General features: G+C 35.4%; 18 protein-coding genes and 1 riboswitch. Of the genes, 5 read left to right on the forward strand and 13 right to left on the reverse strand.

The annotated features are described in order from the left end of the window. Positions 1–29: 29 nt before the first annotated feature. Positions 30–1,400, reverse strand: a complete 1,371-nt coding sequence (gene hisS / locus AB9K26_RS08195; protein ID WP_369972070.1) for a histidine--tRNA ligase — start codon at positions 1,398–1,400, stop codon at positions 30–32. A gap of 155 nt (positions 1,401–1,555) precedes the next feature. Here hisS and AB9K26_RS08200 point away from each other — a divergent pair, with 155 nt between their 5' ends. After that, positions 1,556–2,794 (forward strand): ABC transporter permease, encoded by a 1,239-nt coding sequence (locus AB9K26_RS08200; protein WP_369972071.1) that lies wholly within the window; start codon positions 1,556–1,558, stop codon positions 2,792–2,794. 7 nt (positions 2,795–2,801) lie between these two features. Here the strand turns inward: AB9K26_RS08200 and AB9K26_RS08205 are convergent, their stop codons facing one another. The 4 genes from AB9K26_RS08205 to rpsF form a co-directional block, all read right to left on the reverse strand. Continuing rightward, complete coding sequence (locus tag AB9K26_RS08205) at positions 2,802–3,278, reverse strand: DUF6495 family protein (RefSeq protein WP_369972072.1); 477 nt, start codon at positions 3,276–3,278, stop codon at positions 2,802–2,804. 77 nt (positions 3,279–3,355) lie between these two features. Beyond that, entirely contained in the window at positions 3,356–3,817 is a 462-nt protein-coding gene (gene rplI / locus AB9K26_RS08210; RefSeq protein ID WP_369972073.1) for a 50S ribosomal protein L9, read from the reverse strand. Positions 3,818–3,830: 13 nt separating this feature from the next. Beyond that, a complete protein-coding gene (rpsR, locus tag AB9K26_RS08215; RefSeq protein WP_369972213.1) occupies positions 3,831–4,130 on the reverse strand; it encodes a 30S ribosomal protein S18 in 300 nt (99 codons plus the stop codon). Then, positions 4,130–4,468: a 30S ribosomal protein S6 gene (gene rpsF / locus AB9K26_RS08220; protein WP_369972074.1), complete on the reverse strand. Its 339-nt coding sequence runs from the start codon at positions 4,466–4,468 to the stop codon at positions 4,130–4,132. The genes rpsR and rpsF overlap by 1 nt, the downstream gene beginning before the upstream one ends. 200 nt (positions 4,469–4,668) lie before the next feature. On the opposite strand from rpsF, the gene AB9K26_RS08225 reads away from it, so the two are divergent. Next, a complete protein-coding gene (locus AB9K26_RS08225) occupies positions 4,669–5,364 on the forward strand; it encodes a LytR/AlgR family response regulator transcription factor (protein ID WP_369972075.1) in 696 nt (231 codons plus the stop codon). 52 nt (positions 5,365–5,416) lie between these two features. Here the strand turns inward: AB9K26_RS08225 and priA are convergent, their stop codons facing one another. From priA to AB9K26_RS08240, 3 genes are read right to left on the reverse strand one after another with little or no spacing between them, the layout of a single operon-like run. Then, complete coding sequence (gene priA / locus AB9K26_RS08230) at positions 5,417–7,870, reverse strand: primosomal protein N' (RefSeq protein ID WP_369972214.1); 2,454 nt, start codon at positions 7,868–7,870, stop codon at positions 5,417–5,419. A 21-nt stretch (positions 7,871–7,891) separates the two neighbouring features. Then, on the reverse strand, positions 7,892–8,323 hold the full coding sequence (locus AB9K26_RS08235) for a DUF2147 domain-containing protein (protein ID WP_369972076.1): 432 nt from the start codon (positions 8,321–8,323) through the stop codon (positions 7,892–7,894). Between the two features lies 1 nt (position 8,324). Beyond that, positions 8,325–9,242 carry a YihY/virulence factor BrkB family protein gene (locus AB9K26_RS08240; RefSeq protein WP_369972077.1) on the reverse strand — a complete coding sequence of 306 codons (918 nt, stop codon included), beginning with the start codon at positions 9,240–9,242 and terminating at the stop codon, positions 8,325–8,327. A gap of 168 nt (positions 9,243–9,410) precedes the next feature. Here AB9K26_RS08240 and purB point away from each other — a divergent pair, with 168 nt between their 5' ends. Then, complete coding sequence (purB, locus tag AB9K26_RS08245; protein ID WP_369972078.1) at positions 9,411–10,754, forward strand: adenylosuccinate lyase; 1,344 nt, start codon at positions 9,411–9,413, stop codon at positions 10,752–10,754. Position 10,755: 1 nt separating this feature from the next. Next, on the forward strand, positions 10,756–10,974 hold the full coding sequence (locus AB9K26_RS08250) for a hypothetical protein (protein ID WP_369972079.1): 219 nt from the start codon (positions 10,756–10,758) through the stop codon (positions 10,972–10,974). A gap of 22 nt (positions 10,975–10,996) precedes the next feature. On the opposite strand, the gene AB9K26_RS08255 is transcribed toward AB9K26_RS08250, so the two are convergent. Genes AB9K26_RS08255 through AB9K26_RS08270 form a run of 4 tightly spaced genes read right to left on the reverse strand, consistent with a single transcriptional unit; the run spans position 10,997 to position 13,197 of the window. Next, positions 10,997–11,545: a DUF4252 domain-containing protein gene (locus AB9K26_RS08255; protein WP_369972080.1), complete on the reverse strand. Its 549-nt coding sequence runs from the start codon at positions 11,543–11,545 to the stop codon at positions 10,997–10,999. 4 nt (positions 11,546–11,549) lie between these two features. Further along, a complete protein-coding gene (locus tag AB9K26_RS08260) occupies positions 11,550–12,116 on the reverse strand; it encodes a DUF4252 domain-containing protein (protein WP_369972081.1) in 567 nt (188 codons plus the stop codon). Positions 12,117–12,128: 12 nt separating this feature from the next. Next, positions 12,129–12,701: a hypothetical protein gene (locus tag AB9K26_RS08265; protein ID WP_369972082.1), complete on the reverse strand. Its 573-nt coding sequence runs from the start codon at positions 12,699–12,701 to the stop codon at positions 12,129–12,131. Then, the gene (locus AB9K26_RS08270) at positions 12,688–13,197 is read right to left on the reverse strand and encodes an RNA polymerase sigma factor (protein WP_369972083.1); all 510 of its coding nucleotides are present in this window, start codon (positions 13,195–13,197) and stop codon (positions 12,688–12,690) included. Before AB9K26_RS08270 ends, AB9K26_RS08265 begins: the two co-directional genes overlap by 14 nt. Positions 13,198–13,429: 232 nt before the next feature. Here AB9K26_RS08270 and AB9K26_RS08275 point away from each other — a divergent pair, with 232 nt between their 5' ends. After that, a complete protein-coding gene (locus tag AB9K26_RS08275; RefSeq protein ID WP_369972084.1) occupies positions 13,430–14,887 on the forward strand; it encodes a S41 family peptidase in 1,458 nt (485 codons plus the stop codon). Positions 14,888–14,922: 35 nt separating this feature from the next. Here the strand turns inward: AB9K26_RS08275 and AB9K26_RS08280 are convergent, their stop codons facing one another. Beyond that, the gene (locus AB9K26_RS08280) at positions 14,923–16,854 is read right to left on the reverse strand and encodes a TonB-dependent receptor plug domain-containing protein (protein ID WP_369972085.1); all 1,932 of its coding nucleotides are present in this window, start codon (positions 16,852–16,854) and stop codon (positions 14,923–14,925) included. A gap of 64 nt (positions 16,855–16,918) precedes the next feature. Then, a riboswitch (cobalamin riboswitch) is annotated at positions 16,919–17,112 on the reverse strand. Between the last annotated feature and the right edge of the window lie 142 nt (positions 17,113–17,254).

The following is a 17,254-nucleotide window of genomic DNA, read 5'->3' on the forward strand; positions in this document are numbered from 1 at the left end:
AAAGGCCTCAATGAAAATTGAGGCTTTTTTTATTGTATCGTTGAAATCAGATCGTTTAAAGTAAGTGATTCTTGGTCTCCAGTTTTCATGGTTTTTAGGGTATACGTACCTGAATTCAGTTCCGATTCACCCAATAACACCACATAAGGAATGTTTCTATTGTTAGCATAAGACATCTGCTTTTTCATTTTAGCCGCATCAGGATAGAGTTCAGCCTTTATCCCATTTTCCCTCAATGCTTTTACAGCTTTTATGCATGCCATAGCCTCTTGGTCTCCAAAATTGATAAAAAGTACTTTGGTGCCTTCGGAAACCGTTTCTGGAAAACAATCCAATTCTTCCATGACAAGATAGATACGATCCAATCCGAAACTGATACCGACTCCACTCATGTTTTTCAATCCGAAAATTCCTGTGAGGTCATCATAGCGACCGCCACCTCCAATAGATCCCATAGCAACCCCTTCAGGAGCTGCCACTTCAAAAATAGCGCCTGTATAGTAGTTCAAACCTCTTGCTAAAGTGACATCCAACTGAAGCTTAGCAGTCTTCAATCCTAAAGAAGACACGCCATTATTTATAAATTCCAACTCTTCAATACCTTTAAGTCCGACTTCTGAAGCACTTAAAATAGATTTTAATTCCTCTATTTGCGCAGAAAAATCACCTTTCAAATTAAATAATGGCTGTAGCTTTTCAATTCCAGATTCAGAAATACCTTTATCCAACATCTCCTCTTTAACCTTTGCCTCTCCTATTTTGTCGAGCTTATCTAAAGCCACCGTAAAATCAATCAATTTGTCCTGAGCTCCAATCACTTCAGCAATACCAGATAAAATTTTTCGATTATTGATTTTAATCGTGACACCTTCCAAACCTAAAGCCGAAAACACCGCATCGTACAATTGTACAAATTCTACTTCCTGCCACAATGAATTACTTCCAACGACATCAGCATCACATTGATAAAATTCTCTAAAGCGTCCTTTTTGGGGACGATCGGCTCTCCAAACGGGTTGAATTTGATAGCGTTTGAATGGAAAATCAATCTCATTTTGGTGTTGTACCACATAGCGTGCAAAAGGAACAGTTAGATCATAGCGTAAGGCTTTTTCAGAAATCTTATCTGTGATTTTATTGGAATCTTTGGTTTCATATAGATCATCTTTGACTTTCTTCAAAAAATCTCCACTGTTCAAAATCTTAAAAATCAATCGGTCACCTTCATCTCCATATTTTCCCATCAAGGTTTCCGAATTTTCAAAACTAGGCGTTTCAATAGGCTGAAAGCCAAATAGCTCAAACTGTTGCTTTATCGTATTAAAAATGTAGTTACGCTTGGAAACTTCTTGCGGATTAAAATCTCTTGTGCCTTTAGGAATACTTGGTTTTTGTGCCATAATTGTTCCGATTGTAGCGGGAATAAATATTGGATTAGCTTAATTTCTTCACAAAAATATTATAAATTTTAAAGGCAGTCGAAAGTTATTTCAATTTTATAGTAACTTTATCGGTGTTTTGTAGTCTTACATAAAAAAGCAACACTTAAGCATATATGTTTTCATTACTCAGGGAAAATATCAGAATCGCCTTTGACGCCATCAAAAGTCAATTGCTACGAACCATTCTCACTGTTTTGATCATTGCTATTGGAATTACTGCCTTAGTTGGTATTTTAAGCGCTGTTTCTGCGTTGGAAAACACTATTTCAAGCGATTTCTCATCTATGGGAGCCAACACCTTCAATATTCAACGCTATGAATTCAATACGCAGCGTAGAAATGATGAGAAACAAAAAATCAATCCGGTTATTAGCTATAGAAATGTGAAGGCATTTGAAGACGACTTTAATTTTCCATATACCAAAACATCCATTTCATTTGTTGGGACTTATGGCGCTGAGGTCAAATATGAAAACGAAAAAACAGATCCTGAAGTACAAGTTTTAGGCGTCAATGAAAATTACATTACCAACTCAGGATTGGAAATTGAATTAGGTCGTGATTTGAACTATTTTGACGTTCAAAACAGCAATAGTGTTTGTGTGATTGGTAGTGATTTGAGAAAGGCTTTGCTGAAAGATGTAAATCCGCTAAACAAAACCATCAGTGTTCGCGGCGCCAAATTTAAGGTCATCGGTGTCTTAAAAGAAAAGGGATCCACCTTTGGAAACAACCAAGACTTAAGGGTGTTTATGCCACTTCAAAAAGCGAGAACTATATTTACCAATCCCAATATTAATTACAGCTTGAGTGTCAAATCGGATAAGAAAGACATGATGGAAGGTGCACTCGATGAAGCTATCCTATTATTCAGAAACATTAGAGGTTTAAATCCTGTTGAAGACAACAATTTTGGTATCGAACGCAGTGACGATTTAATCAATCGAATCGGCAGCATTACTGGTGTTTTGGAAACAGTAGCTTGGATTATAAGCATTATTACCATTTTTGGCTCAACCATTGCCTTGCTTAATATGATGTTTGTTTCGGTTACTGAGCGTACAAGGGAAATTGGCGTTCGTAAAGCATTAGGTGCTAAACGAAGTACCATTGCCATGCAGTTTTTTATTGAAACCTTAATTATTGGTCAATTAGGTGGTATTTTAGGAATAATCTTAGGAATATCAGTTGGCGCAGGGATTTCCGCTATTGCCAATTTTCAATTTGTCACACCTTGGCTAGCCATGATAAGCGCAGTGATTATTACCTTTATCGTCGCCGTGTTATCTGGATCTCTTCCAGCCATTAAAGCATCGAAATTAGATCCTGTAGAGTCATTACGTTACGAATAGCTTCCTGTTAATTTCCAGCTATAATAGTTTCAAAATACTGGAATAATTCACCTTTGGTAATATTGGCGCCTTCTTGAATTAGCTTAAATTTATCCTGACCTTTTTCTTCGGAATACCCTTTTCTTGAAGTGAAAAACTCAACTTCATCAGATAACAGATTATTCCTCAACCATTCATATCCTTCAGTTGTCGTGATATCAACATTTTTGTTCTTGATTTTAAGAGCGATCAAGCGCATATCTTTTTCGGTACACTGAAACAAATGCATCTGTTGAGGGGAAATATGTTCCAAATATGCTACTTTAGACAATACACCTTCCCAAATCAAATCACTAAACACATCCAGTTCCTGCTCAGCAACCTCTGGTTTATTGGCTTTGATATCCTTCCATTCATCAGCAGTAATGGATTGTGTTGCTAAAAAATTAATAAATTCCTGGTGCAGTTCTTCAAACTGTTCTTTGGTCAATCTTGCATATTTCATAACTCGTTGTCCTAAATCTTATAATTGAAAAAGCCTCAACGATGTGTTGAGGCTTTATATATATGTTAAATTTTGAATTAAGCTTCAGCAATCACTTCAAAAGTCAAGCCAACATTAACCGATCTGTGAAGTCTTACTTCAGCATCGTACTGTCCGAGACGCTTGATATTTCCACCTACGATAGAGATGTACTTTTTATCAACATCATGACCTTCATTTTTAAATGCATTAGCCAAGTCCATGTTAGTAACAGAACCAAAAAGCTTATCACCAGCAGTTGCACCAGCACCAGCTTTTGCTGTTATTTTAATATCTAAAGCTTTCAATGCTTCGGCAGTTTTTTCAGCCTCTTCAATGATAGACTTTTCTTTAAATGCTCTTTGCTTCAAAGTTTCAGCCAATACTTTTTTAGCTGAAGTAGTAGCCATAATGGCATACCCTTGAGGAATTAAATAATTTCTACCATAACCGTTCTTAACTGTTACAATATCGTCTTTAAATCCTAAATTATCAACGTCTTGTTTTAATATAAGTTCCATAGTTATTGGTATTTTATTTTAATAAATCGGTTACGTAAGGTAACAATGCCAAGTGACGCGCTCTTTTTACAGCAACAGACACTTTTCTTTGGTATTTCAAAGACGTTCCTGTAAGACGTCTTGGTAAAATCTTACCTTGTTCGTTTACGAAGTTTAACAACCAATCTGGATCTTTGTAATCTACGTACTTAATTCCAGACTTCTTAAAGCGGCAATATTTCTTCGCTTTAGTCGTATCGATATTCAACGGAGTTAAATATCTGATTTCTCCGTCTTTTTTTCCTTTTGCTTGTTGTTCAATTGAAGACATAATTACGCGTTTTGTTTGTTTCTAGTTCTTCTTTTCTCAGCCCAAGCAATGGCATGCTTGTCTAATTTCACAGTTAAGTGACGCATAAAACGTTCATCACGTCTAAACTCAACTTCCAGCGGAGATATAACCTCACCATCTACAGTGTACTCAAATAAGTGATAGAAACCACTTTTTTTGTTTTGGATTGGGTACGCTAATTTCTTTAAGCCCCAATCTTCCTTTGCTACCATCTTCGCTCCACGAGAAACAAGAAAATCTTCGTATTTCTTTACTGTTTCCTTTATCTGATCTTCAGATAAAACGGGATTTAAGATGAAAACAGTTTCATAATGATTCATACTAAATGTATATTTATAGTTAAAAATGGGTGCAAAAATAACTATTAATTCTATATTTGACAACATTTTCCCCTCTAAAAATAACGGTAAGATAAATTTCTTAAAATTTTGTTAAAATTCACAGTTTACCGATGTTTTTTGGTTTTTATCCGAATTTTTCGTACTATTGTCGATATCTTAACCTAAAATATAATAATGTTATGACTTTAAACTGTGTAGTAGTTGATGATTCTGCGATTCAACGTCTATCGATCGTAAAGTTAATTGAGAATCATTCCTCACTTAACTTGATTGCAGAATACAGCAGCGCATTAGAAACCAAAAATGGGCTTAACAAACACAAAGTAGACTTGATCTTCTTAGATATTGAGATGCCTGTACTGAATGGTTTCGAACTGCTGGATGTCCTCAACAACAAACCCCAAATCATTTTCGTTACTGGAAAAACCGAATACGCGTTTAAAGCCTTTAATTATGATGCCACCGATTACCTACAAAAACCTATCACTAGGGAACGATTTAACCAATCAGTAGAAAAAGCGCTTGAGCAACATAAATTAAAGCTTGATTTTAACGAAACAGACGGTGAACACATCTTTGTGAAGAGTAACCTGAAAAAACGTAAAGTTTACATTAAAGACATTAAATGGATTGAGGCTCTAGGTGACTACGTGAAATTAGTTACCGAAGAAAACAGCTTAGTCGTTTTGTCTACAATGAAAGCTTTTGAAAAAGAACTGCCTGAAGGCAAATTTTTAAGAATCCATAAATCCTACATCGTGAATCTAGATAAAATCGATAGGTTCAACAGTAAGAATGTAGAAGTGGGTGCTTATGAAATCCCATTGAGTAGAAACAAGAAAACCCAACTTGTGGACGCTTTAAACAATATGTAATTGGCAAAGAGCACTACTCGTTTGAAGATATAACGTTAAACCTAACTTAACTTTAATAATTATCGACATTTAGTATTACTCGAATTGCCCTAAAATCTTTCACACTTAAGAAGCTATTGTTAATTTTAACAATGGCTTCTTTTGTTTTGGACAAGGACTGTTTCTGTGGAATCTTGACCAAGACATGCTTCAGGTACTGATTTCTAATTCTAGCTACTGGTGGAAATTCTGGTCCAAGCACATGCTCATGGAAAACAGTTCGTAAGGATTTGGCATACCACTCTGCTCCAACATTCACCTTTTGATAATCCTTATGCTTAAAGGTAATCTTGATCATTCTGTAAATTGGTGGATATTTATAAGTATAGCGATCTTCCATCTGTTCAGTATACATCTGCTCAAAGTCGTTGGTTGATACTTGCTGAAGTATGCGATGATAAGGGTTATACGATTGAATGATTACTTTACCACGTTCCTTGGTTCGTCCTGAACGTCCTGACACTTGTGCCATTAATTGAAAACTTCGCTCATGCGCTCTAAAATCTGGAAAGTTCAGCATATTATCTGCATTCATGATACCAACCAATCGTACATTTCTAAAATCCAAACCTTTGGTCAACATTTGGGTACCAACCAATATATCGATGTCACCTTGTTCTAAAGCCGTTATAATTTTTTCATAGCCATACTTGCCACGTGTCGTATCTAAATCCATACGAGCCACCTTATGGTCTGGAAACAAGGCTTTCGCCTCCTCCTCAACTTGCTCGGTTCCAAAACCCTTACTATCTAATTCGACACTCCCACAAGCCTCACAAGTTTTAGGCATAGCTACGTTGTAACCGCAATAATGGCAACGCAACTGATTGCGATACTGATGATAAGTCAAACTCACATCACAATTTGGACATTGAGGTGAATGCCCACAAGTCAAGCATTCTACAATAGGTGAAAAGCCACGTCGATTTTGAAACAGAATTACCTGATGATTTTCTTTTAGGGTGTCTTGTATTTCAGTAATCAATCGATCACTAAAATGCCCTGTCATGCGTTTCCGCTTGTGTTTATCCTTGAGATCAACAATTTCAATATCTGGCATTAACACATTATTATAACGATGCTTCAATTCTACCAAACCATATTTACCCTGTTGTGCATTGAAATAACTTTCTAAACTGGGTGTTGCTGAACCTAACAAGGTTTTGGCCTGAAACATTGTAGCCAAAACAATGGCAGTATCCCTTGCATGATATCTTGGTGCTGGATCAAATTGCTTAAAAGAGGATTCATGTTCTTCATCGACAATAACCAATCCTAAATCTTGAAATGGCAATAACACTGAAGAACGGGCACCTAAAACAATCTTTGCCTTTTTTGAATTTTGCAAGACCTGATTCCAAACCTCAACCCGTTCATGAGAGGAATATTTACTGTGAAACACTGCAACCTGCTCACCAAAATATTCTTGAAGTCGCTCAACCAATTGTGTAGTCAAAGCAATTTCGGGAAGCAGATACAATACTTGCTTTTGATTATTTAGTTGCTTTTCGATGAGCTTTACATAGAGTTCTGTTTTACCAGAGGAAGTTACCCCATGCAAAAGCGTAATATTCTCTTTTTCAAAACATTGCTCTATTTTATTTAAAGCTATTTCTTGATGTTTGTTTAAAGCTTTTGAATCAGATTCTGCTTCACCTTCAAATTGAATACGATCGGTTTGAATATGGTAATCTTCTAAAATACCCTTATCGACAAGCGCTTTTATAATGGCTGACGAGGCATTGCTCTCTTCGGTTAATTCTGAAACTTTTACTGGCTTCTTAGTCTTGGCTGAGATTGAAAACAAAGTCATCACGACATCGCGCTGTTTCGGCGCACGACTTAAATCCTCCAGTAAATTTTGTAAAGCAGCTTCAGATGTATAGGCATTGTTCAATCTGATATACCGAACCAATTTCGGTTTATACTTTTCATAGATTTCCTCTTGCACATGAATTACTTCCTTATCGATAAGACGCTTGATGACAGGAAGAACATTTTTTTTGTCTAAAATATCCATCAAATCCTGGATTTTCAGTGAAGATTGATGATGTAATGCCTCATACACAATGAATTCATCATCTTGTAATTCTTCATCACTTACCTGAACATCCTCTTGTCTGTAAATAATTGTTTCGCTTTCTAGAATAAAAGCATTTGGAAGTGCCGCACGCATGACTTCGCCTACAGTACACAAATAATAACTGGCAATCCATTTCCAATGTTCCAATTGCACTTTAGTAACAATTGGCGTGTCGTCTAAAATTTGATGAATTTCCTTAGCATCGTAAACTTGAGGTGCTTTTTGATGGATGTTTTCCACCAATCCAGTATAAATTTTCCGTTTTCCGAAAGGCACTGAAACACGCATACCAGGTTGTAAAAAATCAGCTTCAGCAGGCGTAATGGCATAGGTAAAGCTTTTTTCCAAAGGGATGGGCAATATGACATCTACAAAATTATTCAGAATCTATTGTTTTTAAATAAATCAACCTTCTATCCTTACCCAGTACTGTGTCTTATAGAAGAATGCAAGGTAACCACGAACTTGAAGTTTGTCAGGGTTATTGTCGTCTAATTTCAATCGACATGAATAAATATTGCCATCTTCAGGATTGGTAATGGTTCCTTTTTTATAGGTGTCTTTATCAACTTTTTCCATATCCTTGATTATGACCAGTCCTAAAATAGGCTTGTTATAATCTTCTCCATCACAGTTCTCACATGACAAATCTCGTTTTGTAGCATCAAATATTTCGATGATTTTTCCATAGATTTTATCATTCTTTTTATAAATCTCAACAATAGATTTTTCTTCACCTGTATTATCATCAACAGTCTTCCATTTACCTAAGATGTCTTGACCATTGAGATAAAAAGATGAAAAACAACAAATAAAGAAAACCGTTAAATATCGCATATTATCTATGTTTACGCAATTTAGTTAATGATACATTAAGCTCAAATCCGAGCAACAGGATATTGGCATTCAACCAAAAATAGAACATCAAAATCAATAAAGCACCAATAGAGCCATATAGTTTATTGTATTGCGCAAAATTTTCAATGTAGATTCCAAACAGGTATGAGGTTAAGATAATGAGTAAGGTGGTAAACAGAGCTCCAATAGAAAAAAACTTGAATTGTTTACCTTCCTTGGTACCAAAATAATATAGCGTAGCTGTTGCCAAATAAACCATAATAACAAAAAAGAGGTATTGAGACCATACCAACAGACTGGTATTTTGGTTTTTAATATGAGCAAGTTCCACAATGTTCTCAACCACATAAATATTAAAGAATCCCAAAACAGCCACAGTAAGAATCAACAAAAATGCCAAAATCAAAGCGATTCCTAATGCATACATATATTGTTTAAATACATTTCGGGTCAATTGTTCGTGATAGGAACTTTCAAATCCAGAAAACACAGCATTCACGCCATTTGCCATCAACAAAATGGAAATCAGAAATACCGAAGAAATCAGTCCGCCACCTTTGATGTTCTCAAAAATATTTTCATGGAAAAAATCGGTGGTTGTTGGTGGCAAAAACGATTGCAGGAAATTTAAAAACTCATCTTCAAAGCCCTGAATCGGGATGTAAGGAATTACAATGATCACAAACAACAAAAAAGGAAATAATGCCATAAAAAAACTATAGGCAATAGCACTCGCTCTGGTACTCAATGCTCCTTTAACAATTCCAATGATGTAAAGTTCCAGTAAGTCATACAATGATAAACCCTCCAAAACCTTTGGTTTTATTTGTTTAAAGAGCTTTACCAATAGATTGACTACAGGGATTTTCTCTAACTTATCTTCAATGGGTTTAGACATGTAATGATCTGGATAATTGTTTCTGAGGCTTCACTCTCTTTAAAAGTAGAAAACTTACACGAACAAATTTAAGAAATCCGCAAAAACTTACAATCTACAATGCCATGCTTCCAACGAAAAGAAGTATCTTTGATGTCTTTAAGTTTTGAGATCCAAATTCATCTGTTTATGTCTATATCGTCATTAAACGCCATTTCACCAATTGATGGTCGTTACCGGAATAAAGTAGAAAAACTATCTCCCTATTTTTCAGAAGAGGCACTTATAAAGTATCGTGTTCAAGTAGAGATAGAATATTTCATAGCGCTTTGTGAAGCTAAATTACCCCAACTTGCTGATGTAGACCCTAAGGTGTTTAGCGACTTGAGATCTGTTTACACTTCGTTTTCATCTGAAGATGCCAAAGCCATCAAGGACATAGAACGTGTTACGAACCATGACGTTAAAGCGGTTGAATACTTTATTAAGGAGCAGTTTGACAAACTCAACCTCAGCACTCATAAGGAGTTTATCCATTTTGGACTAACTTCCCAAGACATCAATAATACAGCAATTCCCTTGAGTATTAAGGATGCCATGAACGATGTTTATGTTCCTGAATACTTTGAATTGCTGAAAAAACTAAAAGCCCTTGCAGAAGAATGGAGTTCGGTACCAATGCTGGCAAGAACGCATGGACAACCTGCGTCGCCTACACGATTGGGCAAGGAAATTCAAGTTTTTGTCACGCGTTTGGAAGAGCAGTTCAATTTATTGAACGACATCCCAAGTGCCGCAAAATTTGGAGGTGCCACAGGTAATTTCAATGCGCATAAAGTAGCGTATCCTGATATGGACTGGAAAACTTTCGGAACCAATTTTGTGCAAGAAAAGTTAGGCTTACAGCATTCCTTTCCAACAACTCAAATTGAGCATTACGATCACATGGCAGCGCTATTTGATGCTTTGAAACGTATCAATACCATCATCATTGATTTAGACCGTGACATTTGGACCTATGTATCAATGGATTATTTCAAGCAAAAAATCAAAAAAGGCGAAGTTGGCAGTAGTGCTATGCCTCATAAAGTCAATCCGATAGATTTTGAAAATTCTGAAGGAAATTTAGGAATAGCAAATGCTATATTTGAACATCTTGCTGCTAAACTTCCCATCTCTAGATTGCAACGCGATTTAACGGATAGTACTGTTTTACGAAATGTAGGTGTACCATTTGGTCATACCTTAATCGGATTTAAATCTACCCTTAAAGGTTTAAATAAGCTATTATTGAACGTAGCTAAGTTTGAAGAAGACTTGGAAAAAAACTGGGCTGTTGTTGCTGAAGCGATACAAACCATTTTACGCCGTGAAGGATATCCAAATCCGTATGAAGCCTTAAAGGGATTAACACGAACAAACGAGGCGATTAATCAAGATACGATTTCCAATTTTATTGATACCTTAGAGGTTTCCGATTCGATAAAAAAGGAATTGAAAGCGATTAGTCCAAGTAACTATACAGGAATTTAATATGAGCTTCAGTAAAAACTCTTTAGCGCTTATCTACACAGGTATTATCCTCCTTAGTTTTTTTCTATCTGGAATCTTTGATGTATTAGACTACTTAATAGTTAAAGCGCTATTATTTATTGGCTTTGGAATACTTGGTGCCCTATTGGTTTGGATTGCCGTAAAAGAACCCAATAAAAAAATCACCTCGAATAATACTACCCAAGGTGATTCAAATTAACATTCTAATAGTTCCAATTTATTTACTCAAAAAAATTGGTAAAACGTTTTAATTCTGAATCGTCGATATTGGCTTTCTCAAAAACCTTTGAAAGCGTCATGATTTTATTAGCTGTCATATCATCTCCCAAAACCCTTACCAAAGCAAAACCTTTATCTTGTGAATGACCCATTAAAATGATCTCGTCTATACTATCTTCCTCTCCGAGAAACTTTACCACAAACTTCCCATCTGTACTGTTTCCGCCTCGCATGAGTTCTTCATATTTAGGGTCTTTCAAAATCGTTTGAACTTTCGCTAGTTCAACTTCAAACTCTGCAGTATCAGTACTATCGTCTAAAACATAAGCCAATAGACTTAATTTCTCAACAGAATCTAAGGCATCAGCTTCCTCTTCAGTAAGAGTTTCCTCATCGATATCTAACATACTAGTAGGCACATCCAAAGTTGTAAAACCAGGTGCCAATTCACTATCGACGTAGTAGCTTTGCAATGTTGGGCCTTGGTTGCAACTTTGAAAGGTTACAACCAAGATCAACAAAGCGATTATGGTTTTGATTGATGAATTCATAATCTTAATTTTTTCCAGCTTTTTTCAATTGATCTCCACCTGGCATATTCATCTGATTTGTCAATTTAGAAATTTGTCTCAAATCGATATCTCCAGTTAAGCTCAATAAAACCGTTTCGATTTCTCTTTTCTTTCCATTGATGGTAATGTCTTGATCTTTTGTCATTTCCTTGATGCCATTTATGAACATCAATAGCTCTTTAACATGGTTTTCATCCTTCCCTTCTCTCACATAGAAATTCACGGTTTGATCACCATCTTTCACACGCATCAACTCTTCCATTTTAGAACTTTTTAAATAGCTTGATACCGTAGCATTCATATCGGCTGAAATTTTTTCATCTCCAGTAGTGAATACCTTAAAATTAGTAATGCTTTCAGCCATATCAAGATAACCTTGCATTTCAGGATCATCAACATCTATTCCCATAGTGGCCAACATTTTAAACATTTTTTGGTTTACCACTACAGAAGTGACCTCATCTAGATTTTCAAATTTATCAAAAACGCTCTGTGCAGTTAAAGTTACTGACGATAGCATTAATGCGAGTATTACGATTACATTTTTCATGATTACTTGTTTTTAATTGTTTACTTGTTTTCGTTCTGTGTTTTTTAATAATTTGTTTGTTGTCTTGCCAAATTTGTTAACAAAGCTGGCATTTTGTACACCTAGATTAAAGTTTTCAGAGGCCATTTGAAGGGCATTTAAACTTGAAGCACCTTGGTCTAAATTGTCTGAAACCAGACCTAGAGCATTCACACTAGACGTACCTTTTTGAAAATTAGCACCTAACAGGGCTAACGCTTCTTGGGTTTGGTAATACATTTCACGTTCTTTAGCAGATAGTTGCGCTACAGTTGTTGGTTGATCACCTCCCAACACTTTGGGAACAAAAATTCCCAACATTAGAATTGCAACGGCTGCGACAGAAATCCACTGATAGATATAGTTTTTCCTAGGTTTTAATGGAACGTCTTTGGTATACAACTCTTGTTTTGTGGTATTGAAATACTGAAACATGGCTTTATAAGATTCCAAATGAGCTGGAACATCTTCCTTTTGAAAATACGCCTTGAGTTGTTGCTCTTCCTTTAGCGTAGTTTCACCATTGTCATACTTCTCTAATAATTTCTCTATACTATTTAACACCATAACTGTGTGTGTTTGTTAATTTTTCTCGTATTGTTTTTCTTGCCCTCGACAATGCGACTCGAATTGCCGTGGGATTCATATCTACTACTTTTGAAATTTCATCATAATCATATTCTTCAATATCCCTCAATTGTAATATGATCTTTTGTTGTTCGGGTAACTCTTCAATAATTTTCGAAACCCAATCAACACTGTCCTTATTTTCAACTTCCTTTTGTAAAGACGTGTTGTTGTCTTGATAATTACTGTGGACAATCTTTAAGTTTTGTGCTTGTTTCGATTTTAATCGATCTAAACAAAAATTCTTGGTCATTGTCATTGAAAACGCTTCTACATTTTTGTATTCACTAATTTTCTGTTTATTACGCCACAGTTTCATTAAAATCTCTTGCGTAGCATCTTCAGCTTCTTCCCTTGAAACGAGAAGTCGTTTGGCTAGGCGAAAGACCTTATCCTTAAAAGGCATTACCAATTTTACAAAATCAGTCTGTGTCATTGTTTGGTTGTTAGTAAAAGCCGTTGTTAAACTGCTTCTTATCCTTACGACGAATAGGTGTTAGTTTTGTTACAACGACATATTTATTTTTTTACTTATATGTTGTTAAACACAATAATTTCATTGAAGTTAACATAACAACTTAATTTTTTAGTTTACAATAATGTAAGTAAATTTATGTTTTATAAGACTATTCTACATAGACCGTAAAAATTGTAAAAAAGAAAAAGATATGACAATTAAGAAATTATGTCTACTCCTTATTGTTGGGTTGACATTTACCAATTGCTTTAAAGATCGAGACGATGATGCCGTTACGGCTAGTGAAATTAACGATTTTGTTTGGAAAGCCATGAATGCTGCCTATCTGTACAAAGCAGAAATTCCAGATTTAGCAAACAATAGATTTTCCTCTAATGATGAGTATGCCGATTACCTCAATCAATATTCGGCACCTGAAGACTTATTTGAAACTCTCATATATGAACGTGAAACGGTAGATCGTTTCAGTTTTATCATTCCTAATTACATCGCTTTTCTTCAAAGTCAGGAAGGTGTTTCGCTTTCGAATGGATTAGAGTTTGATTTTTATTTCAAACCTGGAAGCGCAACTGAGGTTTTTGGAATTATTCGATTGGTTTTAAACGGCAGCTCAGGTGACATGCTTGGATTGCAACGCGGACAAATATTTGATGCTGTTGATGGGGTTCCATTGACTGAAAACAACTTAGCTAGCTTATTAAATCAAACTTCTTATACGCTAAACTTTGCCATATACAATGACAATGGCACTCCAGAAGTAACTGATGACACTATCGAATCTACAACAAACACCACCAACATTTCCAAAGTGGTTTATACTGAAAACCCAGTCCATACCACTGAGATTATAGACGTTGATGGCGAGAATGTAGGTTATTTATTATATAACGGATTTAGTAATGGCGACAACAATCAATTTTTGAATAGCCTTAATAATGCATTTGGTCAATTTCAAGCTAACAATGTGCAGCATTTGGTCATAGACTTAAGATATAACCCTGGAGGCATCATATCGACAGCTGCCTTATTGGGAAGTATGGTTACTGGACAATTTAATGGAGAGGTTTTTTCAAAATTGGTATACAATGAAGATTTACAAAGCAGTAATACCAATGTTGAATTTGTGAATAGTTTCAATGGAAATTCTATTAACAGTTTAAATCTTAACAAAGTTTACGTTTTAACTACTGATGCATCAGCTTCAGCAAGTGAGTTGATTATTAACAGTTTGGGTGCCTATATCGATGTTGTTCAAATTGGTGACACAACTGTTGGTAAAACACAAGCGTCTGTAACTCTTTTTGATTCACCAGATTTGGGACCAAACGACATCAACCCTAGCCACACCTATGCACTTCAACCCTTAGTTGCAAATTCAATCAATGTAAACGATCAAGAAGTACCTTCTAGTGGTATTGTTCCTGATATTACCGTATTGGAATCGCCAAGAAACTACGGTATTTTAGGAGATGAAAACGAACCATTACTTGCTGCTGCAATTTTAGACATTCAAGGTTCAGGAAGATATAGCCAACCGTTTTCAGATGTAAGACCTGTTAAAAAGGAAATCAATATATCTGAAACAGAACAAAGAATGTATATTGATTCTGAACTAACAAATTTTGAACGGATCGATTTCAAACAATAACCATAAAAAAAGCCACTTTGAAAGTGGCTTTTTTATTATAGATTCAAATTAAATCCGAACAGCACATTCCTTCCTTTGGTAGTATATCCTAACAGTTCTTGATAATCCTCATTCAAGATATTGGTCATATTAACATACAAAGTCAATTTATCTTTTAAAACCTTCCGACTGATATAAAAGTCAAGTAGACTGTAAGACTTTAATGTCACATCTTCAGTAGCAAAAGTGGTTTCATTGTAAAAAGCATCCCTTCTATCATCATTGAACTGATAGCTTAGACTCATGAATGTCTTGGAATTTAAATTATAATTCAAATTGGCATTGACTTTCACTTCAGGAATTCGAAGATTTAACTCATCTTCTACCTTCGTATAGCTTCCATTCACTAAAAACTTCAACTTTTTAGTGACAAGAACATCAGCAACAAGCTCAAAACCACTAGCAGTAAATTCCTTATCAATATTGTCATACTGGAATACAAAATTACCCTGATCTACAAAATCTACAAAGTTCTTCTCCTCCCTATTAAAATACACCAAACTAATTGTAGCTTTATCTTTAAAATTTACTTCAGCACCAAGTTCAATAGTTCTGTTCTCCTCAGGTTCAAGCTCTAAATTTCCATGCGTTGGCTCAAACAATTGATACAATGAAGGTGCAATAAAAGCTGTACTATAACTCGCCAATCCTTTTAAATAACCAAAACCTGTTGTCTTTTTATAGGAAGGGTTAACACTATAAACAAAATGACTTCCATATTCACTATGATTGTTTAAACGGATTCCTGCATTGATATTTAATCCGAAATCTGACACATACACCACATTAGCATAAGGGTCGACGATTGTAAAGGAAGCATCCTCAGGACTGATGTCTTGGGACAACTCAGATTCACCAAAAGGAATTGAATAACTTTCTATTTGATTATCTTGAACATTGACACCTAAAACTGTGTAAAACGTATCATTGAAATTATACCTATTAAATAAATCACCTATAAAGCTTTTCGCCTTGAATCGCGTTGGAAAACTCGACTGGATATCTCGTTCAATATTATTGTAAGCTGCATTCAAAGTGATATTTCCATGCTTGTATTGAAACTCGGGTGCCAATCCCAGTCGATACTGTTTTGTAACCGATTGATTGTCTGCATCAGCAAAAGAAAAACCTTCATCAAATTCGGCTTTAAAGGTATCTGTGCTTCCATAAGCTTTTATCTTAAATGCATTAGAAAACCTGTAAGCTAGATTCAAATAGGCGTTGTGGGAATTAAAAGCATCATTTTCCTCTCCTTCATCGATGGCTGAAAGTCCGTCTGTAAATTGATGTCCAAAACTAGCCAAATAAGAAAAATCACTTACAGTCCCATTTATTGAAACACTGTTTTTGTAATGCTCAAGCGCATATTTATCATCCTCTTGAGATTGATTGGTTCCGAAATTACTATTGAGACTTAAGTTAAATACATCATCACTTGCCTTTTTAAGCTTAATATTAATCACAGCTGTCGCAGCACCAGTTCCATAAAGAGTACTTGAAGCGCCTTTAAGAATTTCAATACTTTCTACTTGGTCAACCGATAACAATCTTAAATCATAATCGTTTGAAATTTGTGAGGCATCGGTCAATGGCACGCCATCAATCATAATCAAAACCTGACGATTACGTCCACCACGAACAAAATAGCTTAAATTTTGAGCCGCATTGCTTCTGGTTCCGTTGATGTCTATTCCTGCTGTAGTATTAAGGATTTCAGCAACAGACTTTCCTTTAAGATTTTTAAGGTCATCTTGAGTGATTTTCGTAATGACCTTTCCTGAATTTTCTCTTTTTAAATTGAATCTGGAGTCTGTAATGACAACTTCCTCCAATTGTTCAATTTTTAGTGAATCGGCTTGCTTTTGCGCATAACCTAGACTTGATATACCAAGAGACAGTATACCAAGCACCTTTAATTTTGTGTTCATTGTTAAACAAAATTACTCGGAATAGCATGAGTGTTCACACCAAAACTTTTATCCCGAAAGTTTGACTTCTATGTTTGAATTTGGCAGGTCTCCTGACTTGCGTCTTGCTATTCGTCTTCCCAGAAAAAATCCAGTGACATTGAAGGTAATAGCAAGCTTTCTAGCTTACAGTTGCGGGAACAGTTCTGGAATTGCACCAGATTCCCTTTTAATCCATTTGACAAAAAATCAAATGGAACCTAAATTCGGAACAAATGTAAAAAGGTGAAATGGATTTAGAATAAAAGACGCCTACTTTTTTTTATTCATTTTATAAATCAAATAAGCAAAACCAACCAAAAAGTGAAGGATTATAACCGCAGCCACTATATATATTGTTACATTTGAATTATCATGCATA

The organism is Psychroserpens sp. XS_ASV72 (genome assembly GCF_041224425.1).
Taxonomy (GTDB): Bacteria; Bacteroidota; Bacteroidia; order Flavobacteriales; family Flavobacteriaceae; genus Psychroserpens.

Excerpts from the sequence above, each read along its gene's own strand:
- purB (WP_369972078.1), top strand. The coding sequence starts at position 9,411 with ATGTCTATATCGTCATTAAACGCCATTTCACCAATTGATGGTCGTTAC.
- AB9K26_RS08250 (WP_369972079.1), top strand. The coding sequence starts at position 10,756 with ATGAGCTTCAGTAAAAACTCTTTAGCGCTTATCTACACAGGTATTATC.
- AB9K26_RS08270 (WP_369972083.1), bottom strand. The coding sequence starts at position 13,197 with ATGACACAGACTGATTTTGTAAAATTGGTAATGCCTTTTAAGGATAAG.
- AB9K26_RS08200 (WP_369972071.1), top strand. The coding sequence starts at position 1,556 with ATGTTTTCATTACTCAGGGAAAATATCAGAATCGCCTTTGACGCCATC.
- AB9K26_RS08235 (WP_369972076.1), bottom strand. The coding sequence starts at position 8,323 with ATGCGATATTTAACGGTTTTCTTTATTTGTTGTTTTTCATCTTTTTAT.
- AB9K26_RS08255 (WP_369972080.1), bottom strand. The coding sequence starts at position 11,545 with ATGAATTCATCAATCAAAACCATAATCGCTTTGTTGATCTTGGTTGTA.
- hisS (WP_369972070.1), bottom strand. The coding sequence starts at position 1,400 with ATGGCACAAAAACCAAGTATTCCTAAAGGCACAAGAGATTTTAATCCG.
- rpsF (WP_369972074.1), bottom strand. The coding sequence starts at position 4,468 with ATGAATCATTATGAAACTGTTTTCATCTTAAATCCCGTTTTATCTGAA.
- AB9K26_RS08225 (WP_369972075.1), top strand. The coding sequence starts at position 4,669 with ATGACTTTAAACTGTGTAGTAGTTGATGATTCTGCGATTCAACGTCTA.
- AB9K26_RS08275 (WP_369972084.1), top strand. The coding sequence starts at position 13,430 with ATGACAATTAAGAAATTATGTCTACTCCTTATTGTTGGGTTGACATTT.
- AB9K26_RS08240 (WP_369972077.1), bottom strand. The coding sequence starts at position 9,242 with ATGTCTAAACCCATTGAAGATAAGTTAGAGAAAATCCCTGTAGTCAAT.
- AB9K26_RS08260 (WP_369972081.1), bottom strand. The coding sequence starts at position 12,116 with ATGAAAAATGTAATCGTAATACTCGCATTAATGCTATCGTCAGTAACT.
- AB9K26_RS08265 (WP_369972082.1), bottom strand. The coding sequence starts at position 12,701 with ATGGTGTTAAATAGTATAGAGAAATTATTAGAGAAGTATGACAATGGT.
- AB9K26_RS08205 (WP_369972072.1), bottom strand. The coding sequence starts at position 3,278 with ATGAAATATGCAAGATTGACCAAAGAACAGTTTGAAGAACTGCACCAG.
- AB9K26_RS08280 (WP_369972085.1), bottom strand. The coding sequence starts at position 16,854 with ATGAACACAAAATTAAAGGTGCTTGGTATACTGTCTCTTGGTATATCA.
- rplI (WP_369972073.1), bottom strand. The coding sequence starts at position 3,817 with ATGGAACTTATATTAAAACAAGACGTTGATAATTTAGGATTTAAAGAC.